Consider the following 18,450-nt stretch of genomic DNA (forward strand, 5'->3'; position numbering starts at 1 on the left):
TTTGAGCGAATGCGACCCGGCATGGGCCAGTGGCCGACCCCGGGTGCGCCACCGAGATGTGCAAACGGTATCCAATCAATTCTAGAACGTAGCGAAGATGTTGATTCCAGACATCACAGCGGCGACGAAGACTGCGACCACGACAAAAGGCGGCTCCACAAGACCAGATCTGTGGCGAGATGTTATCGTCCAGGACATCAATCTTATCGACAGGATCAGTAGCATCGCGATCAAGCTATAAATGAGATACGATGCGACCGTCTGCCAGTTTAGTCCGGGAATTCTAACGCCGTCGCTGCTTTGCCAGAAAAGAAAGTCACCAACTATGTCGGCCGTCAGACCTCGGAGGATCCCAATCCACAGGGACAGAGCAAACACCGCATAGGCACATGTCGTACCCATCATCAGCGCAATCATCCACATTCTTGTGAGTGTGCGTTTGTCCTGGTCCGGATTTCGCCATGCCACGAAATTTGCCAGCAGGAAGCTCAGAAAAAACAGAGCTATGAAGGAGGTCATCGTCAGCACAATGACTGACAGAAGGTCCCCGGCGCCCACGCCCCCCGCGATGTGCGTCAGCGCATAGTACTGAAGCGGCACCAATAGCCAAATCAGGCGCGCCGAGAATCGCTCCGAAAAGGCGCTTTCGACCGCCCAGCCGGCGGGAAATCTGCCCCAAGGGAAAGAGTCGCCTGCATGACTGCCCTCGGGCGCATGACCAGGGCGGTTTGCAGTCGCCGAGGTTATTGCAGCCATTGAATCACTCGTCCGTTAGCGTCGCCTTCAGCGGTGATTTGCTTTCCTCGAAAGCGCTTGATCCAGATCTTCGTAAGATACGGCGCCCAGTTTATCTTCTCGTTCAAATAAGCGGAGCGTGTCGGCTGCGGTAGCCCAAAGCCGAAACACGGCGATTTTGGGTCGTCTCGGTAAATAAATTCGGAAGAAAGACCCGCGTATGCATTCGCGGAGGCCTGCGCTGTGCGAATCGTAAGTGCCTGCGCGACCTCCTTGGGCAGTCTTTCCACATTCTCGAACCCGTAGATGCTCTTTTGATCCCGGAACGCGGCTCGGTTGTCAGTCGAGATGCACTGCTTGCGACCTGGCGCCTCTTGAATCTGGAAATGAAAATAGCGAGTCAGAAGTCCGACCGGACGTCCCTCGTGGTGGTCTATATAGTCGTTCAACGGAGCAAATGGTCCCAACGGGAATGAATTCGACGGAAACGTCGGAAGTGCCTCCGTCGGCGAACAGCGGGTGGTCGTCGTGGGACGAGATAGATAAGCCAGGTCCGCACTGTCCAGATTTCGAGCTCGGGTCTGCATTCGAACGTGCCATACAACTTCCTCACCCGGTGGCGTGGAAGCTCCTACAAAAAACAGCCTTCCGTAGTCATCGAACAGGTTTTGTGAGCCAATCTTCCCGAAACAGTATCCCGATCCCTCACATTTGAGGGCCGAAGCGGCTTTTGCCCCTTCGGGATAGGCAAGGTAAAGCCCGGGGCCCTCCTTCGTCAGTCGTTCGCAAACTGACGCGTCGTCCAGGGCAACTGACACGCCGCACATCTGAATGACTAAACCGGCAGAAAGGAAAAGGCGTTTCATCGAGGTTCTCCCTTGTTGACGTTAGTCGCAACTGACAACTCGGTCACTTTACCCTTGTTTGATAGCCACTCACCGCCTGCATGAAACTCGCGATGTCGAGGTATTCCCAGTTCGCGTCCCCATCGATTGTTTCCATGATGTATTCGCCGAGCGCCCGATACGCCTCGAACTGTGATTCACCGAACATCTGGTCCGTCGTTGGTTCGTGCGGGAACTTTGGATTGGCTTCGGCATAGCTGCGCACTGACGCCGGTTCGGTCGCTCTGTAGCTCGGTTTGATGTAAAGCAGATGCCCCACCGGCGCTCCCTGTTCTGGATAGAATATTTTTGCAACTGCGACATAGCTTCCCGCCAGCGGAGGCGTCTTGCGCGGCGGAATGTTCAGCGCGTCGAAATCGATACGGACGTTCAGATCTATCGATATCTTTCGAACTGCGTTGCCGAGATCCTCGAAGGTCATATTCGGATCGAAGCCAGCATCGCTAAGCACGATAAAGCGGCATCGTCTGTGTACCATTTCATAGAGACCGAGATTTTCGAAATGTCCTCCGTCGGAAAGATAAACATACTGCCGACTCTCGGTAGCGAGCCCCAACGCCTCTTGAATCAGGGGAATCGCCGAAAACCGAGGGCCGGAGTCTCGATACACGCTAGCCCCTGCGGGGCCAGGGTTGCCAAGCCAGGCGCCAAGTCTGACGTTGAAAACCGTCATGAGAACACTCAATGCCGGAGACGAATGGTAGCCCATGCTCGGACTAACGGCAGCCCCGGAAATCGTCATCGCCGTTCCAAGACTAAGTCCTTCCGCGTATTCGCTCGCGCGACGGTAACATCCATTCCAATCGTTCAACGCATATGCGCCAACCGCTCGCGGGGTGCACGTCAACGAAAGCGCCTTGCGTTCCTGCCAGGCTAGATTCTCCGACCTCAGGACATTCAGAGCGCAGTTGATGACAAGCAGCTGCGGCGGGATATTTGCCCGTCCCTTTGTTCGGCCATAACTCGCTGAGATCAAAATTATCGTGCTCGTCGAATTGAGACAGTGCATTTGGTCGCCGGTCCTTCGGATTACGGGATCCACCCAGGAATGCACGGATGAGCCGATTGCAATACAGGCCATGTAACGAGAATTGATTGGTCGCGATCACGCGCGAGGCGACGACCCAAAGCAGGAGGCAAGCAAAGAAAATTACAGCCAGCTTCGTGATCAATATCGTGTTGAGCTCTCCCGGTTCGAGCGGGAAGATGCCATCGAAAAGGGCTGAATGCCTGCTGATTTGGGCAGTGGTCGAGTACGTGAGAGTTCGGCCGATCAGTACCGCATTGACGCCTGCAGAAAGGAAGGCGACAGCGATGAATACGAAAAGCGGCATCGCTATCGCGAGCACTATACCTGCCGACCAATTCGTCCAGGTGTCGTATCGTTCACGAATGGTGGCTGCCGTCGCAGAGGCTTTGCTCAACCACGCTACGATCACCCCGGCTATGCCGCCAGTCGTGCCCAAAGATGCAAGCTGTTTGCCGAAGCCAAACTCGCGATAGAAGGTGAATACAAGATAGGACCCCCCGAACACGCAGAATGTCAGTAGAAACCAGCTAACGGCGGTGCGGGTGTGATATCCTACGGCGGTGGCCAGCCACTCGCGCTCGCCATCACTCCAGTCCAAGTAGCTCGTGAGACCGAGGTGAAGCGCTTCGCCGACAAAGACGGCCCCGGCGACGGCCAACGGCCCCGCGCATATGACTATTAAGACGGCGAAATCAAACCACCAAAACAGATGGGCTGCTAAATAGAATGCCACCCCGATCAAGCCGCCTGCGACGCCACCTGCAAATGTGAAGCTGATCAGGTTGAACAGGGCGTTCCATCCACTTGTGCGGACCGTCGAGCGGGTTGATATTTCGTCCCGTCTCGGAGAGGCCGACATGAAAAATGCGATCATCCAGGCCACAAAATTGATGACAGCGAACATCGCCGCTGGAAATGCAAACACGTGAAGACCGTCTGGAATTGGCGGTCGTAGGGCTTCATGCGCCGGGGTAGGTTCGCCGGCGCCGATTTGGAAATCACCCAGGAAGGATTGAGGTTCGTAGATCGGTCGGTCGTAGGTCTCGCTTGGAAGCTGATTGAGAAACTCGAGATAGTTTGCCGACGCAACACTTAGCAGCATCGAGCCCGCGAACAGGGTCCATTTGACCCAATATTGAAATTGCGAAGAGCTCCCTGGATAGGTTTCCCAACCAGGTCGTTGACGGAGCGATTCGAGAGTAGCCATTCCACCCGCGCTCACGGCGAGCATAAGAAAGGCGGTCGCCGTGGTTATCGAAGCCGGAAGGGTCCAAACTGCGACCGCATAGCACTTGACCGCGATGATGATCGTGAGGACTAGCGGGATAACGATCAGCCAATTAAGAAACAGATTTCGCAGATATAGTGCTGCGATGGTCAGGGAATCAGCCGTGAACAGTCCCCGGCTTGGAGTCAAATAGCTCGTGTACCGCCTGAGATATTTGAGCGGCGACCCGGCAGTAACTTTGAATTTGCCCACGAGGTCGTCACAGACGGCATCGTAACCGCGTCTTTGGATCCATGCAGTCAGAAAGCTTCCAAGGTAGCCGCCTCCAGAAACCGTCGACAGATAATCGAACTGTTTAAGTAATCCGCGCTTGGCTAGTCCCTGCACAATGCCCAATGCGAACGCCGCACTTCTAATTCCGCCGCCGGATAGGCAGAGCGCGGAAAGATCCCCCATGCTGTGCGCGCGCGAATAATATTGCTCCAATTTCTGCTCGGAATCCCCGCGACGGCATCTCAAGCCCCGCATAGGCTGGTCATTGCGAGCGCCTGCCCTGATCGTTCGGGCAGGTCTAGCTAGAATCTTCCGCCGAAGACGGACGGCGTTTAGCTCATCCAGCAGTGTGTCTCCGGCATCCGCCATCAGATCGTCAGGCCGGGCAGTGATGTTCCGGACGGTATCGCCGAGCCTTCTCGCAATCCTGTTAAAACCTGATTTGAAGAACTTTGCGACCATCCAAATGAGATCCCCCGGACATGGAGCAGCATCTGTACAATCTCGCGCCGCTACGATTGATTAAGTCCATCGTACGGCGATCGTCGAACAGGCCAGGTTGCCGTCTTCATCTTGCAATCGTCGCTTCGGCAGCCGGTTGCTGCCGGCAATCGATGGTTGTGGCGCGGCGCTTCCCTTGAAATTTTGTTACTCGCTTGGCAGTCAGCTGATCCAGTGCGCCCGGATTGGGTTGCCCACGCGTCCAACTGCCATATCGTCAAGAACGGCATCAAGAAAGGTAGTCGCAGCAAATTGTTTTCGTGTTCCAATTAGACGTCGGTACATCGCAACAAACAATCAAGATGCTATCATAAGTTGAATTGTAGTCAAGCTGTCGCCGCTAGCTGTGAAGCGGACGCGCTACACCCTGCTGTTTTTCGTTTCCGTGCGCAGCCAAGATGCTGCTGATCGTGCCTTTGCGGCAGCGGCGTTGTGGCCGACGCGATCAAGATGGATGCACCGAACAATATTGGCCACCGAAGCTTGCGTTGCCCTGAATTCAGATGCGGCAATTGTCGGTCCGTCTTGGGAATCGCTCGCCATAAACAACTCCAGAGCAAAACTGCGAAGCGGAATCCGACTCAGAGGTTTGAGAAGAAACGTCCGTGTGAATAGCGCCATGCCGGTTCGGAAATCGATCCGACCACCCGGGCGGCGGATATCGCGTCCGTGCAGGAGCGGCATTGGGAAGAAGCCCATATCTCTCGCCGGCTTCCTCTTTTGGCGGCCGCCCCTCAGTTCGTTCCCTTAATGTTCTTGCCAGCATCCGCGCCTTCCGCTACCTTTCGTTGCGGCAGAGGGGCACCATTTGGTCCAGCGCGTTTCCACCGTAGCCTTTGAGGGGATCGAGGCCCGAGCCGTCGACGTGCAGGTGCAGGTCGCGCCCGGGCTGCCGGCGTTCGCCATCGTCGGCCTGCCCGACAAGGCGGTGTCGGAGGCGCGCGAGCGGGTGCGCTCGGCGCTGATCGCCTCGGGGCTGGCGCTCCCCGCCCGCCGGATCACCGTCAATCTCGCGCCCGCGGATCTGCCGAAGGAAGGCAGCCATTACGACCTGCCGATCGCGCTGGGGCTGATGGCGGCGATCGGCGCGATTCCGCCGGACGCGCTTGCCGGATTCACCGTGCTCGGCGAACTCGGGCTCGACGGCTCGATCGCGCCCGTCGCGGGCGTGCTGCCGGCGGCGATCGGGGCGAACGCGCGCGAGGAGGGGCTGATCTGTCCGGCGTCCTGCGGCGCAGAGCGGCCTGGGCGAGCCCGGACATCCAGATCGTGGCGGCGCATTCGCTAATCCAGATCGCCAACCATTTTAAGGGCACGCAGGTGCTGTCGCGCCCGCAGCCGAGGGTGCACGCGCAGGAAACCAACTCGCTCGATTTGCGCGACATCAAGGGCCAGGAAAGCGCAAAGCGCGCGCTCGAGATCGCAGCGGCCGGCGGTCATCATCTGTTGATGATGGGATCGCCCGGCGCGGGCAAGTCGATGCTGGCGGCAAGGCTGCCCTCGATCCTGCCGCCGCTGTCACCGTCGGAACTTCTGGAAGTGTCGATGATTGCCTCCGTCGCCGGCGAAATCCGCGACGGCGCACTGACGGCAAAGCGGCCGTTCCGCAGCCCCCATCATTCCGCCAGCATAGCCGCACTCACCGGCGGCGGCATGCGCGCCAAACCAGGCGAGATCTCGCTGGCGCATCAGGGCGTGCTGTTCCTCGACGAACTGCCGGAATTCGATCCGCGCGTGCTGGATTCGCTGCGCCAGCCCTTGGAGAACGGCGAGGTCGCGGTGTCCCGCGCTAATCACCGCGTCACCTATCCCGCCCGCTTCATGCTGGTCGCGGCGATGAATCCCTGCCGCTGCGGCCATGCCTATGAGCCCGGCTATTCCTGCAAGCGCGGCCGCATCGACCGCTGCACGTCCGACTACCAGGCGCGCATCTCAGGCCCGCTGATGGACCGCATCGACCTGCGCATCGAGGTGCCGGCAGTGACCGCCGCGGATCTGATATTGCCGCCGCCGGCCGAAGGCTCGGCCGAAGTCGCCGCAAGGGTCGCGGCGGCGCGCGACATTCAACTGGCGCGCTACGCCGCGGCCGGATTGCCACATGTCCGCACCAACGCCGAAGCGCCGGCCTCGCTGCTGGAGACCATCGCGCAGCCGGACGCAGCCGGCACGAAACTCTTGCGCGATGCGTCCGAGACCATGCGGCTGTCGGCGCGCGGCTATCACCGTGTGCTGCGCGTCGCCCGCACGCTGGCCGATCTCGACGGCGCGGAAAAAATCGGCAAGCTGCATCTCGCTGAAGCGCTGTCCTATCGCGCGCTGGCCGAGGATGTCAGGCGCGCGGCGTGAAGCGGGCAGGGCGCTGTGATCGTGACGATGAGAAAAACTTGTAGCCCGACCCGACGGGCAAATCAGCCGCGCAGTTTGGCGATGCCCTGTCCAGCCCCTTTTGCAAAAATATTCTGATTTTCAGAAGACGCGAATCACTTTATATCCGCGGCTGTCCTGTCCTTCAGAGAGGGGCGTTGGCCATCGTCACGAACGTTGGGACGGGATGCGGTGGACGCGGCAGCGTTTTTTTGACGAACAGCGCTGAAGCGGACGGAGAAGTCGTGTGGTCCTGACGCCTCGACGCCGGCATCAAGTTGGCGAAAACAAGTTTTCGCCGGCGACGGTGACAAAAAAGCCCGATCACCGGGGAGATCACGAAGGAAACCGTTAAAACCATTGCGTGCGGGAATGCCGGGTGTTTCGGCGCAACCGTGGTGACTAACGCGCGTGCTTTCTACACTACACGCGCGGCTGCGGGTGCGCTGGCACCCGGCATTCCCCACGCCCTCTTCGGGCGGAAAGCTAAATGCAAACCTCGGGTGCACCGCACCGCGAGAACGCGAAGTCGTATCTCGCAATACAGCCTCAATCGTCGTCGCCCGCGAAGGCGGGCGATCCAGTATTCCAGAGACATTTTTGATGGAACCGAGGCGCCGCGGCGTACTGGATACCCCGCATGCGCGGGGTATGACGGTTCTTATTGGAGCAAGTAGCATTGAATATGCTTGGCACTTCGCCACCGTCAACTCGCCGGTAACGAGTTTTGTTTACCCTCTGCCAACCATAAGCCGTCGGAACCCGACCGGCCTATCGGCGAGTGAGTGTGTGATGTTGCGTTTCAGGATTCTGGCTTCGGCCATTCCCTTGCTGGTGTTCGCCCTGTTCGCACGCGGCAGCCTGTTGCCCGGCCCGCATCCCTGCATCGCCATCGCCGACACGACAATCCAGATCGCTTCCGTGCCCTGGCACGCCGACCTCCACGTCGCCTTCACCGACGATCCGGCGCTGGCGACGGTGCGGGTGCAGCTGTCCGACACCGCCGACGCGGCCGACTTCGCCGTGATCGACGATGCCGACAATGCCGGGGTCGGCTCTTGCGAGGCCAATCCGGCGACAAAACTGGTTTCGATCTCCGCCGACCCCGCGCCGGACGCACCCGTGATTTATCTTTCGCCCGACGGCCCCGCCGATTACCGGATCTTCGTGAGCTCGAAATCCTTTACCGCGCGCGACGCGGCCGCGCTCGTCGTCGGCGCCGGCGGCGGACATCGAAGGCTGGTCGCCGCCTCGCTCTGAGCCATCGCGGATCTCTGCGCTTAACGTTGCGTTAACCCTGTTCTCATCGCCGCGCCTGACAGCGCGCAACCGCAAGCAGTTTGCAAGGTGATAAGCTCCATCGTCCGCGCCGAGAAGAAAAGCGCGACAAAAAGGTTTCGGGGTTATCGGCATGGGACGGTTTTTCCGGATCAAGTTGCATTTGCGACGCTTCTCCCGGCGCCATCATTGGCTGATCTTCTTCGTCCGCTCCTTCATGATCTTCTCCGCCGCGTTCGGCGGCTCGTATGGTTTTATCGTCGGCAGCCGTTCCGGGGACTATAATCCCCACACCTTCGCGATGGGCGCGAGCTTCCTGTTCGCGCTGGCCTGCCTCGCGCTCGCGACCGTCTCTTTCCGGCTGCGCATGGTGCGCCAGAAACTTCGCAAGATCGTACTCCACAACGAGGCGCTGGCCGACCGCAATTGGGAGCTGCAGGAGGCCGAGCAGCGCGCCCGCAGCCTGTTCGAAGCGCAGGGCGATCTGATCGTGCTCCGCGATTCCGGGGGCCGCATCTCCTTTGTCAACGACGCCTATTGCGAGCTGGCCGCGCAGCCGCGCGCGACGCTGCTCGGCAGCAAATTCAGCTTCACCGTGCTCGAGCAGGGCGACACCACGCTGGAGCCGAGCGGCACCCGGATGCACGACCAGAAGATCGCGGGCCCCCTGGGACCGCGATGGATCGCCTGGCGCGAAGGCTGGGTTCGCTCCGACGCCGGGCAACCGGCCGAATTGCATTGCGTCGGCCACGACGTCACCGACCGCACCGAGAGCGAACGCGCGCTGGCCGAGGCGCGCGACCAGGCCGACGCCGCCAACCGCGCCAAGTCGCGCTTCCTCGCCATGGCCAGCCACGAAATCCGCACACCGCTGAACGGCATTCTCGGCATGAGCGGCTTGCTCCTGGAAACGCCGCTGACGCCGGAGCAGATGACCTACGCCAAGGCGGTGCAAACCTCCGGCGATGCGCTGCTGTCGCTGGTCGAGGAACTGCTGGACTATTCCAAGATCGAGGCCGGCAAGATCGATCTCGAACGGCGGCCGTTTGCGTTGGCTGGCATGATCGAGGACATCACCGAATTGCTGGCGCCGCGGGCGCAGGCGCGAAAGCTCGAGATATCGGCCTATGTCGACGAAAGGCTGCCGAGCGAAGTGGTAGGCGACGCCGCGCGGCTGCGGCAGGTGCTGCTCAATCTCGCCGGCAACGCCATCAAGTTCACCTCGACCGGCGGCGTGGCGCTGATCGTCGAACCCGGTATCTGGCCCGATGAAATCAGTTTCCTGGTCCGCGACACCGGCATCGGCATCGCGCCGGACGCGCAGCAGCGCATCTTCCGCGAGTTCGAGCAGGCCGACGATCGCATCGCCCGCAGCTATGGCGGCACGGGCCTCGGCCTGAGCATCTCCGAGCGGATCGTCAAGCGCATGGGCGGCCGCATCACGCTGGTTAGCCAATTGGATGTCGGCTCGACCTTCGAGGTTTCAATTCCGCTGCCGGCCTCCGATGGCGAGCAGAAGCCGTTCGCGGCGCCCGATCTGACCGGACAGCCGGTGATGCTGGTGACGCCGCAGAGCATCGAGGCCTCGCTGGTCGCGCTGCGGCTGCAGCGCTGGGGCGCCGAGACCTGCATGGTCAACGATGTCGCGGTGGCGCGGGCGCTGTTGCCGGAGCGGCCCTGGCACGCGGTGCTGGTCGATCGCGCGCTTGGCGCTGGAGACGTCGAGTCGCTCGGCGAGGCGGCGCGCAGCCATGCGACGCAGCGAATCGTCATGTTCACGCCGGCCGACCGGCACGAGCTGCAGCCTTCCGCCACTTCAAGCTCCCGCGCCTTCACCGGCTATCTCATCAAGCCGCTGCGCGCCGCCTCGCTCGCGGCGCGGCTGTCGATGACGCCGGAAGTGGCGGCACCGGGCCTTGCCGACGACGCGCTGATCGAGACGCCCGCCCCGGCAGAGATGCCGGCGCGCGGGCTTTCGGTCCTGGTCGCCGAGGACAACGAGATCAACGCGCTGTTGATGCGGTCGCTGCTGACCCGATCGGGCCATCACGCCGTCATCACCACCAACGGCGAGGAAGCGCTGGAATCCTGGCTGGCCGCGAAATCCGCCGGCACGCCCTATGATCTCGTGCTGATGGACATCCAGATGCCGCAGCTCGACGGCATCGAGACGACAAAGCAAATTCGCGCGCGCGAGGCCGGTGAGCCCGGCCGCCGGACGCCGATCCTGGCGCTGACCGCCAACACGCTGGTGGAAGACCGCTATGCCTGCTTCGAGGCCGGCATGGACGGCTTTCTCATCAAACCGCTCGACCGCGAAAAGCTCGCCGAGGCGCTGGCGGGTCTCGCCGGCTCGCGGCATCTCGCGGCACGATAAAGGGAGCGCGCAAACCTGTCACACGCCGGCAATGGCGGCGTCACATGGCTGTCGAACGCCCGTGATTTCTCACCCTCGAGGGCCGCGCCGATTCGATTCGGGGACAAGCGGTCACGAAGGGACTTCATGCAGAACGGCGAATTGGCGCGATCGACGCAGCGCCTGATTCAAATGCTGCGGCCGGAGAATGTCGGGACCGCAGCGCAGACGGCGATCACCTGGTTCAAGCCGCAGCTCCCCGCATCCGGCGTCGTCAAGCCGATCCACCTGCCCGGTCCGCCGAGGACGCTCGGCCGGCTCGGTCCGCTCGAAGTGAGGCTCGCCGAGGGCAAGCGCGAGGTGAAGCGCGCGCAGAAGCTGCGCTACCGGGTGTTCTACAAGGACGGCACCGCGATCGCCGACGCCGCCACCCTGCTGGCGCGCCGCGACAAGGACGCCTTCGACAGGATCTGCGACCATCTGCTGGTGATCGACCATGCCGCAAAACCTTCGATCGGCGGCAAGCTGCCGGTGGTCGGCACCTATCGCCTGCTGCGGCAGGACGTCGCGGAAAGCAACGACGGCTTCTATACCGAGAACGAGTTCGATATCGCCGGCCTGATCGAGCGTCATGGAAATTTGCGCTTTCTCGAACTCGGCCGCTCCTGCGTTCTGCCGCGCTACCGCAACAAGCGCACCGTCGAATTGCTGTGGCACGGCATCTGGACCTATGTCCGCCAGCACCGGCTCGACGTCATGATCGGCTGCGCCAGTTTCGAGGGCACCGATCCCGATCGGCTGGCATTGCCGCTGTCGTTCCTGCATCACCACGCGCAAGCCCCGGAAGCCTGGCGCGCAACCGCACATCCCTCGCGCCGCGTCGAAATGAACCGGATGGCAAAGGAAGCGATCAATCCGAAGGCCGCACTGCACGAGTTGCCGCCGCTGATCAAAGGCTATCTGCGGCTAGGGGCCTATATCGGCGACGGCGCGGTGATCGACCACCAGTTCGGAACCACCGACGTGCTGATCGTGATGCCGGTGTCGGCGATCAGCGCCCGCTACATCGAACACTTCGGGGTCGATGCGTCGCGCCACGCGGCATAATTCCTAAAGCCGTCGCAGCGCCACGGTTTCAACCACGTGATCGGCGCCCTTTTTCAGGATCAGCGTCGCGCGCGGCCGGGTCGGCAGGATGTTGTCCTCGAGATTGGCAAGGTTGGTGCGCTCCCAGATCGCCAGCGCGGTGGCGGTGGCTTCCTCATCCGACAGCGGCGCATAGCGGTGAAAATACGACCGCGGGTCGGTAAACGCGGTATCGCGCAGCGCCAGGAAGCGCCTGATATACCACTCGCGCAGCACCGATTCCTCGGCATCGATATAAACCGAGAAATCGAAGAAGTCCGACACCACCGGCACCGCCTTGCCGTCGCGCGGCAGCCGACCGGTCTGCAGGACGTTGACGCCCTCAACGATCAGGATATCCGGACGGTCGACCTCGATCCATTCGTTCGGGATGATGTCGTAGGTCAAATGCGAGTAGACCGGCGCCCGCACCCGCCCCCGCCCGGCCTTGATGTCGCTGAGGAACGACAGCAGTGTCGGCAGGTCGTAGCTCTCCGGAAAGCCTTTCTTCTGCATCAGGCCCTGCCGCTCGAGCATGGCGTTGGGAAACAGAAAGCCGTCGGTCGTCACCATCTCGACCTTGGGCCGCGGCGACCAGCGCGCCAACAGCGCCTGCAGCACCCGCGCGGTGGTCGATTTGCCCACCGCCACCGATCCGGCGACGCCGATGATGTAGGGCATCTTGCGGTCCTGAATGCCGAGGAATTGACGCTGCGCGTAAAACAGCCGCTGCGTGGCATCGACATAGATCGACAAAAGCCGCGACAACGGCAGGTAGATGTCCTCGACCTCTTTCAAGTCGAGACGGTCATGCATCGAACGCAGGCGCGAGAATTCGCCCGGCTCGAGCGTCATCGGTGTATCGTCGCGCAGCCGCGCCCACTGGTCCCGGGAGAATATCCGGTAGGGATTATATGGTTGGTCCGGTGCCCGAATATCCATGACGCCGCCTTTAGCTTTTACGCCGGGGCGCAATCTTGCCCGGACGTTTGTTGGCCATCTCTCTCGTGAGCACGATCTTCTCGGAAAACCGGTATCCACTTTTCCGGATCGTGCTCCTAGTCGCGCTTGCGCGACGCCTTTTCTTCCAGTCCGGACATGTTGGTGCGCTGCCCCAGGGCAGCCTCGACTTCCTCAAGCTTCACGCCACGCGATTTCAGAAGCACCAGCAGGTGAAACAGCAGGTCCGCGCTTTCGGCAATCAAATGGTCGCGATCGTTCTCGACGGCGGCGATCACGGTTTCCACCGCCTCTTCGCCCAATTTCTTGGCACAGTGCTCCGAACCTTTGTCCAGCAGCTTGCGCGTATAGGACGCCTCTCCTCCCGACGCCGCGCGGGCATCGATGGTGGCGGCGAGGTCGTGGAGCGTAAAACGCGACATCAACTCAACTCACATGCCCGCAATGACAGGGCGAAGCCATTTAGCACTTTTGTGACGCGAAGTCGTCAGGGATCGAGCCGCATCGGCAACCCGGCCCGCACCATGTGGTCCTTGGCTTCACGTATGGTAAATTCCCCGAAATGGAAGATCGACGCCGCGAGCACCGCGGTCGCATGCCCCTCGCGGATGCCGTCGACCAGGTGATCGAGATTACCGACCCCGCCCGACGCGATGACCGGTACCGGTACGCTGTCCGCGATCGCGCTGGTGAGCGGGATGTCAAAACCCTGGCGGGTGCCGTCGCGGTCCATCGAGGTCAACAGGATCTCGCCGGCGCCGAGCGAGACCACTTCCTGGGCGTATTCGATGGCGTCGATCCCCGTGGAATTGCGGCCGCCATGGGTGAAGATCTCCCAGCGGTCGCCGCCGCCGCCGCGCTTGACGCGCTTGGCGTCGATCGCCACCACGATGCACTGCTCGCCGAATTTCTCGGCGCCTTCCTTGACGAATTCGCGGCGGCTGACGGCGGCGCTGTTGATCGACACCTTGTCGGCGCCGGCGCGGAGCAGGGTCTTGATGTCGTCGATGGTGCGCACACCACCGCCGACCGTCAGCGGCATGAAGCAGGCTTCCGCGGTGCGCCGGACCACGTCCAGCATGGTGCCGCGATTTTCATGGGTGGCCGTGATGTCGAGAAAGCACAGCTCGTCGGCACCGGCCGCGTCATAGGCGATCGCCGCTTCGACGGGATCGCCGGCGTCGCGCAGATCGACGAAATTGACGCCCTTGACGACGCGCCCGTCCTTGACGTCCAGACAGGGGATCACGCGCACTTTGAACATTTGAAGCTCCTAAGCGGCCGCGCGCGCGTTGCGGATCAGCGCCAACGCAGCTGCGGGATCAAGGCGGCCCTCATAAAGCGCGCGGCCCGCGATCGCGCCGGCCAGTTTTTTCGCGCGCGGCTGGAGCAGCGCCTTCATATCCTCGATGGAAGCAAAACCGCCGGAGGCGATGACGGGGATCGAGATGCGCTCGGCGAGAGCGATCGTAGCGTCCAGATTAAGACCCTTCAGCAGGCCGTCGCGGGCAATGTCGGTGAAGATGATGGCGGCAACGCCGGCATCCTCGAACCGTTGCGCGATTTCCAGCGCGGTGACCTGCGAAGTTTCCGCCCAGCCCTCGACCGCGACCTTGCCGTCGCGCGCGTCGAGACCGACCGCAACGCGGCCGGGGAATTTCTTCGCCGCGCTCTTCACCAGGTCAGGATCGCGCACTGCCGCGGTGCCGATGATCACCCGCGCGACGCCTTTGTCGAGCCAGGCCTCGACGGTTTTCAGATCGCGGATACCGCCGCCGAGCTGCACCGGCATGGTGACCGCCTTGAGCATGGCCTCCACCGCCAGCGCGTTCATCGGCTTGCCGGCAAAGGCGCCGTCGAGATCGACCACATGGAGATATTCGAATCCCTGCGCGGCGAACGCTTTCGCCTGCCCCGCCGGATCGAGGTTGAACACGGTCGCGCGCGCCATGTCGCCCTGCTCCAGGCGCACGCATTGGCCGTTTTTCAGGTCGATCGCGGGAAAAAGAATCACGGCTTCCATTTCAGAAAGTTGGAGATCAAGGCCAGACCAAAGCGCTGGCTCTTCTCCGGGTGAAACTGGGTGCCGATCGCGGTGTCCTTGCCGACGATCGCCGTCACCGGCCCGCCGTAATCGGCGCGCGCCAGCACGTCCGCCTCATTGGTGGCATTGAGGTGGTAGGAGTGCACGAAATAGGCGTGGCGGCCCTTCGGCCCCAGGGATAAGCGCTCCAGAACCGGATGCTCGCGGACCAGATCGAGCGTATTCCAACCCATGTGGGGAATCTTCAGATTCTCCTCGCGCGGCGAAATCTTTTCGACGTCGCCGGCGATCCAGTTGAAGCCATCGGTTACGACGTGTTCCTTACCGTGCGTGGCCATCAGCTGCATGCCGACGCAGATGCCGAAGAACGGCCGCGCCTTGTTGCGCACGGCCTCGGTCATCGCCTCGATCATGCCGTCAAGCGCGTCCAGTCCGCGTCGGCAATCGGCGAAGGCGCCGACGCCGGGCAGCACGATGCGATCGGCGCGATAGACAAATTCGGGATCGCGGGTCACCACGATTTTTTGCGGATTTTCCAAGCTCCGCGCCGCCCGCTCGAACGCTTTCGCGGCCGAGTGCAGATTGCCGGAGCCGTAATCGATGATGGCCACGCTCACCGCTGCGCTCCCGGGTCCGGAAACAATCCGATGATGTCGCTATGCGGCAGTGCCGGCGGCTTCGAAAACGGCTGGCCCGGAATATCCCGGGTCGGCGGCGGGCCGCCGCGATCGACCGCGAGCTGGTCGTTGCTGAGCCCGCGTTGCCTCGCGGTCCAGCGATCGAAAAAGCGCCGTTCGGCGGCTTCCTCGTCGTCGGCCACCACGATGTCGAGCTGGTGCCAGTTGCGCCGCGACAAGGTCCAGCGCTCGAGCGTCGCCGCTTCGAATCCCAGCAACAGCGCGAGCAGGATATCCACGAGCAGAACCGCCCCGCCACCGACGCCGAGTTCCACCATGCCGAAATCAAGGGCGGCCATCAGGACAATCCAGCCGAGCAACGCCAGCCACAGCCGGTGCCAGGCAAGCCATACCACGCCTAGAATCGCCGCCCAGAAATGGAAGCCATCGCGAACGAAGGCAAAGCGGTCGGTCGCCGCAAGACCGACGCTGTTCGAAATGGGGGCGTGAACTGTATAGACCGGCATCGTACTCTCCGCCGAGAACAGGCAATCAGCCGCCGAGCTGACCCTTGGTGGATGGCACTTCGCCCGCGGCCTTGGGATCGATCGCAACCGCGGCGCGCAGCGCCCGCGCCAGACCCTTGAAACAGGATTCGGCGATATGATGGCTGTTCTCGCCATATAGGGTCTCGACGTGCAAAGTCACGCCCGCGTTGATCGCAAAGGCGTTGAACCATTCGCGCACAAGCTCGGTGTCGAAGGTGCCGACCTTGTCGCGCGGAAACTCTACCTTGAACACCAGCACCGGCCGGCCGGAAATATCGATCACGACCCGCGACAGCGTCTCGTCCATCGGCATGTGGACCCCCGCATAGCGGGTGATGCCGGCCATGGTGCCGAGCGCCTGCTTGACCGCCTGACCGAGCGCGATGCCGACATCCTCGGTGGTGTGGTGGTGGTCGATATGGAGGTCGCCCACCGCCTTCACGGTGAGGTCGATGCGGGAATGCCGGGCCAGCAGATCGAGCATATGATCGAAAAAACCGATCCCGGTCGCGATGCTGGACGCACCCGTTCCGTCGAGGTTCACGGTCACCTCGATGTCGGTCTCCTTGGTCTTGCGCTTGATGGTGGCGCTGCGCATGAAACGTGCTTTCCCTAGGCTGGCCCCTGGGTGGCGTGGGGCCGAAAACGCGCCCTTTTAACAGGGGGATGCCGCCTTCGCTACTGCGGGATCGCCCGATAACGACGAACTTCGGCCTATGGTGACCGGAATCCGGTGCAAGACATCGCCGATTGTAACCCTCGGCCTTAGCCCCTAAATCTCTGGGAAAGCGAGGTAGCGTATGCAGGCATCACAATCCCAGTCGCCGGTGTGGCACGGCACCACCATTTTGACGGTCCGCAAGGGCGGCACGGTGGTGATCGGCGGTGACGGGCAGGTCTCGATCGGCCAGACCGTCATCAAGTCCAACGCCAAAAAGGTCAGAAAACTCGGCAAAGGCGACGTGATCGGCGGTTTTGCCGGGGCGACTGCGGACGCCTTCACGCTGTTTGAACGGCTGGAGAGCAAGCTCGAGCAATATCCGGGGCAATTGACCCGCGCCGCGGTCGAACTCGCCAAGGACTGGCGCACCGACCGCTATCTGCGGCGGCTGGAAGCGATGATGATCGTCGCCGACAAGGATGTGTCCCTGGTCCTCACCGGCACCGGCGACGTGCTGGAACCGGAAGCCGGCGTGATGGCGATCGGGTCCGGCGGCAATTACGCGCTGGCGGCCGCCCGCGCGCTGGTCGATTCCGACAAGGACGCCGAGACCATCGTCCGCCGGTCGCTCGATATCGCTGCCGACATCTGCGTCTACACCAACCGTAACGTGACCATCGAGAGCCTGCAGAGCGGCTGATCGATGGCGCCGGATTATTTCTTCCGCCCGATGGTTTCAGCCGATCTTCCGCTCGTGCGGCGCTGGCTCGAAACGCCGGAAGTAAGGCGCTGGTGGGGACAACCGGAGCAGCAATACGCGCTGGTGAGCGGCGATCTCGATCATCCCGATATGGATCAGTTCATTATCGCGCTTGACGAACATCCGTTCGCCTACATCCAGTGCTACGCGCTGAGCGCCTGGAATCAGGGTTTCGGCGTGCAACCACCAAGGACGCGCGGCATCGACCAATTCATCGGCGAGCCCGGCATGATCGGGTGCGGCCATGGCTCAGGCTTCATTTGGCAATTCACTGGCGCGCTGCTGGATTCGGGGATTCCGCGCGTCGTGACCGATCCCGACCCGGACAATGGCCGCGCGGTCCGGGCCTATGCCAAGGCCGGCTTCCAAAGCGACCGCGTTGTTGATACGGCTGACGGCCCTGTTTTGTTGATGGTCCGCAACCCATGACGATTGAGCGCCACTTGCCCGCCACTTCCGGTCCTTCGGCGTGGCAATGGGCCGGCATCGCAACCCTCCTGCTCGCGCTGCAAGCCTCGACCCTCTACGCGATGGGGCGGGTGCCGATCTGCGCCTGCGGTTACATAAAACTCTGGCACGGCGTGGTGCAGAGCTCGGAGAATTCCCAGCACATCACCGACTGGTACACGTTTTCGCATATCATCCACGGCTTCCTGTTTTACGGCCTGACCTGGCTGGTGCTGGGGCGGCTCTCCTGGCAAGGCCGCCTGATCGCGGCGATGCTGGTCGAGGGCGGCTGGGAGCTGACCGAAAACTCCAACTGGATCATCGAGCGCTACCGCGCCGGCACGATGTCGCTGGACTATTTTGGCGACAGCATCGTCAATTCGGTGTCGGATACGCTGTCAATGGTCGTGGGCTTCCTTCTGGCGCGAAGGCTCCCCGTAGCGGCGACGATCGCGCTCGGGCTTGCGTTCGAGCTTTTGGTCGGGCTTCACATTCGCGATAATCTCACCCTCAATATCATATCATCATGCTGATCCACCCCTTCGAGGCGATCCGGAACTGGCAGGCGGGACCGCCGATCATCTGGAGCCGCTTGCCCTCGTCCTAATTCGAACCTAC

17 protein-coding genes and 2 pseudogenes are annotated in these 18,450 nt (G+C 61.9%); 7 read left to right on the forward strand and 12 right to left on the reverse strand.

The features are described from left to right. Window positions 1-81: 81 nt before the first annotated feature. The 5 genes from B5525_RS09720 to B5525_RS43740 all read right to left on the reverse strand — a co-directional run bounded on the left by B5525_RS09720 (window position 82) and on the right by B5525_RS43740 (window position 5,371). Window positions 82-756 (reverse strand): hypothetical protein, encoded by a 675-nt coding sequence (locus B5525_RS09720; protein ID WP_154073137.1) that lies wholly within the window; start codon window positions 754-756, stop codon window positions 82-84. Further along, window positions 744-1,601 carry a hypothetical protein gene (locus B5525_RS43735; protein ID WP_154073138.1) on the reverse strand — a complete coding sequence of 286 codons (858 nt, stop codon included), beginning with the start codon at window positions 1,599-1,601 and terminating at the stop codon, window positions 744-746. Before B5525_RS43735 ends, B5525_RS09720 begins: the two co-directional genes overlap by 13 nt. Window positions 1,602-1,644: 43 nt before the next feature. Further along, window positions 1,645-2,313 (reverse strand): hypothetical protein, encoded by a 669-nt coding sequence (locus tag B5525_RS09730; protein ID WP_154073139.1) that lies wholly within the window; start codon window positions 2,311-2,313, stop codon window positions 1,645-1,647. An 82-nt stretch (window positions 2,314-2,395) separates the two neighbouring features. Next, window positions 2,396-4,384, reverse strand: a complete 1,989-nt coding sequence (locus B5525_RS09735; protein WP_172899839.1) for a patatin-like phospholipase family protein — start codon at window positions 4,382-4,384, stop codon at window positions 2,396-2,398. Between the two features lie 648 nt (window positions 4,385-5,032). After that, window positions 5,033-5,371 (reverse strand): hypothetical protein, encoded by a 339-nt coding sequence (locus B5525_RS43740; protein WP_154073140.1) that lies wholly within the window; start codon window positions 5,369-5,371, stop codon window positions 5,033-5,035. 109 nt (window positions 5,372-5,480) lie between these two features. Here B5525_RS43740 and B5525_RS09740 point away from each other — a divergent pair. The 4 genes and pseudogenes from B5525_RS09740 (at window position 5,481) to B5525_RS09755 (ending at window position 11,777) form a co-directional block, all read left to right on the forward strand. After that, window positions 5,481-7,018, forward strand: a pseudogene (locus B5525_RS09740) (YifB family Mg chelatase-like AAA ATPase). Between the two features lie 810 nt (window positions 7,019-7,828). After that, window positions 7,829-8,296 carry a hypothetical protein gene (locus tag B5525_RS09745; protein ID WP_079565817.1) on the forward strand — a complete coding sequence of 156 codons (468 nt, stop codon included), beginning with the start codon at window positions 7,829-7,831 and terminating at the stop codon, window positions 8,294-8,296. Between the two features lie 151 nt (window positions 8,297-8,447). Further along, window positions 8,448-10,691, forward strand: a complete 2,244-nt coding sequence (locus tag B5525_RS09750; protein ID WP_079565818.1) for a PAS domain-containing hybrid sensor histidine kinase/response regulator — start codon at window positions 8,448-8,450, stop codon at window positions 10,689-10,691. A 126-nt stretch (window positions 10,692-10,817) separates the two neighbouring features. Next, window positions 10,818-11,777 carry a GNAT family N-acetyltransferase gene (locus B5525_RS09755; RefSeq protein WP_079565819.1) on the forward strand — a complete coding sequence of 320 codons (960 nt, stop codon included), beginning with the start codon at window positions 10,818-10,820 and terminating at the stop codon, window positions 11,775-11,777. A 3-nt stretch (window positions 11,778-11,780) separates the two neighbouring features. Here B5525_RS09755 and coaA read toward each other — a convergent pair whose 3' ends face one another. From coaA to hisB, 7 genes are all read right to left on the reverse strand, one after another. After that, window positions 11,781-12,737 carry a type I pantothenate kinase gene (coaA, locus tag B5525_RS09760; RefSeq protein ID WP_079565820.1) on the reverse strand — a complete coding sequence of 319 codons (957 nt, stop codon included), beginning with the start codon at window positions 12,735-12,737 and terminating at the stop codon, window positions 11,781-11,783. A 116-nt stretch (window positions 12,738-12,853) separates the two neighbouring features. Then, entirely contained in the window at window positions 12,854-13,177 is a 324-nt protein-coding gene (locus B5525_RS09765) for a phosphoribosyl-ATP diphosphatase (protein ID WP_079565821.1), read from the reverse strand. A gap of 65 nt (window positions 13,178-13,242) precedes the next feature. Further along, window positions 13,243-14,019 (reverse strand): imidazole glycerol phosphate synthase subunit HisF, encoded by a 777-nt coding sequence (gene hisF, locus B5525_RS09770; RefSeq protein ID WP_079565822.1) that lies wholly within the window; start codon window positions 14,017-14,019, stop codon window positions 13,243-13,245. A 9-nt stretch (window positions 14,020-14,028) separates the two neighbouring features. Further along, window positions 14,029-14,778 carry a 1-(5-phosphoribosyl)-5-[(5-phosphoribosylamino)methylideneamino]imidazole-4-carboxamide isomerase gene (gene hisA / locus B5525_RS09775; protein WP_172899840.1) on the reverse strand — a complete coding sequence of 250 codons (750 nt, stop codon included), beginning with the start codon at window positions 14,776-14,778 and terminating at the stop codon, window positions 14,029-14,031. After that, complete coding sequence (gene hisH / locus B5525_RS09780) at window positions 14,766-15,416, reverse strand: imidazole glycerol phosphate synthase subunit HisH (protein ID WP_079565823.1); 651 nt, start codon at window positions 15,414-15,416, stop codon at window positions 14,766-14,768. Before hisH ends, hisA begins: the two co-directional genes overlap by 13 nt. Beyond that, the gene (locus tag B5525_RS09785) at window positions 15,413-15,943 is read right to left on the reverse strand and encodes a DUF2628 domain-containing protein (RefSeq protein ID WP_079565824.1); all 531 of its coding nucleotides are present in this window, start codon (window positions 15,941-15,943) and stop codon (window positions 15,413-15,415) included. Before B5525_RS09785 ends, hisH begins: the two co-directional genes overlap by 4 nt. Window positions 15,944-15,968: 25 nt before the next feature. Continuing rightward, on the reverse strand, window positions 15,969-16,562 hold the full coding sequence (gene hisB / locus B5525_RS09790) for an imidazoleglycerol-phosphate dehydratase HisB (RefSeq protein ID WP_079565825.1): 594 nt from the start codon (window positions 16,560-16,562) through the stop codon (window positions 15,969-15,971). Window positions 16,563-16,764: 202 nt separating this feature from the next. Here hisB and hslV point away from each other — a divergent pair, with 202 nt between their 5' ends. From hslV to B5525_RS09805, 3 genes and pseudogenes are all read left to right on the forward strand, one after another. Next, a complete protein-coding gene (gene hslV / locus B5525_RS09795) occupies window positions 16,765-17,325 on the forward strand; it encodes an ATP-dependent protease subunit HslV (RefSeq protein ID WP_079565826.1) in 561 nt (186 codons plus the stop codon). Between the two features lie 3 nt (window positions 17,326-17,328). Next, window positions 17,329-17,814 carry a GNAT family N-acetyltransferase gene (locus B5525_RS09800; protein WP_079565827.1) on the forward strand — a complete coding sequence of 162 codons (486 nt, stop codon included), beginning with the start codon at window positions 17,329-17,331 and terminating at the stop codon, window positions 17,812-17,814. Continuing rightward, window positions 17,811-18,439 (forward strand): annotated as a pseudogene (locus tag B5525_RS09805) (DUF2585 domain-containing protein). The gene B5525_RS09800 and the pseudogene B5525_RS09805 overlap by 4 nt, the downstream one beginning before the upstream one ends. The last annotated feature ends 11 nt before the right edge of the window (window positions 18,440-18,450 follow it).

Source organism: Bradyrhizobium erythrophlei, assembly GCF_900129505.1.
Taxonomy (GTDB): domain Bacteria; phylum Pseudomonadota; class Alphaproteobacteria; order Rhizobiales; family Xanthobacteraceae; genus Bradyrhizobium; species Bradyrhizobium erythrophlei_D.

What these genes read in the sequence shown, in the direction of transcription:
- B5525_RS09800 (WP_079565827.1), top strand. Translation starts at nt 17,329, where the DNA reads ATGGCGCCGGATTATTTCTTCCGCCCGATGGTTTCAGCCGATCTTCCG.
- B5525_RS09730 (WP_154073139.1), bottom strand. Translation starts at nt 2,313, where the DNA reads ATGACGGTTTTCAACGTCAGACTTGGCGCCTGGCTTGGCAACCCTGGC.
- B5525_RS09765 (WP_079565821.1), bottom strand. Translation starts at nt 13,177, where the DNA reads ATGTCGCGTTTTACGCTCCACGACCTCGCCGCCACCATCGATGCCCGC.
- B5525_RS43735 (WP_154073138.1), bottom strand. Translation starts at nt 1,601, where the DNA reads ATGAAACGCCTTTTCCTTTCTGCCGGTTTAGTCATTCAGATGTGCGGC.
- B5525_RS09720 (WP_154073137.1), bottom strand. Translation starts at nt 756, where the DNA reads ATGGCTGCAATAACCTCGGCGACTGCAAACCGCCCTGGTCATGCGCCC.
- B5525_RS09745 (WP_079565817.1), top strand. Translation starts at nt 7,829, where the DNA reads ATGTTGCGTTTCAGGATTCTGGCTTCGGCCATTCCCTTGCTGGTGTTC.
- hisA (WP_172899840.1), bottom strand. Translation starts at nt 14,778, where the DNA reads ATGGAAGCCGTGATTCTTTTTCCCGCGATCGACCTGAAAAACGGCCAA.
- hisF (WP_079565822.1), bottom strand. Translation starts at nt 14,019, where the DNA reads ATGTTCAAAGTGCGCGTGATCCCCTGTCTGGACGTCAAGGACGGGCGC.
- hslV (WP_079565826.1), top strand. Translation starts at nt 16,765, where the DNA reads ATGCAGGCATCACAATCCCAGTCGCCGGTGTGGCACGGCACCACCATT.
- hisB (WP_079565825.1), bottom strand. Translation starts at nt 16,562, where the DNA reads ATGCGCAGCGCCACCATCAAGCGCAAGACCAAGGAGACCGACATCGAG.
- B5525_RS09750 (WP_079565818.1), top strand. Translation starts at nt 8,448, where the DNA reads ATGGGACGGTTTTTCCGGATCAAGTTGCATTTGCGACGCTTCTCCCGG.
- B5525_RS09755 (WP_079565819.1), top strand. Translation starts at nt 10,818, where the DNA reads ATGCAGAACGGCGAATTGGCGCGATCGACGCAGCGCCTGATTCAAATG.
- B5525_RS43740 (WP_154073140.1), bottom strand. Translation starts at nt 5,371, where the DNA reads ATGGGCTTCTTCCCAATGCCGCTCCTGCACGGACGCGATATCCGCCGC.
- coaA (WP_079565820.1), bottom strand. Translation starts at nt 12,737, where the DNA reads ATGGATATTCGGGCACCGGACCAACCATATAATCCCTACCGGATATTC.
- B5525_RS09785 (WP_079565824.1), bottom strand. Translation starts at nt 15,943, where the DNA reads ATGCCGGTCTATACAGTTCACGCCCCCATTTCGAACAGCGTCGGTCTT.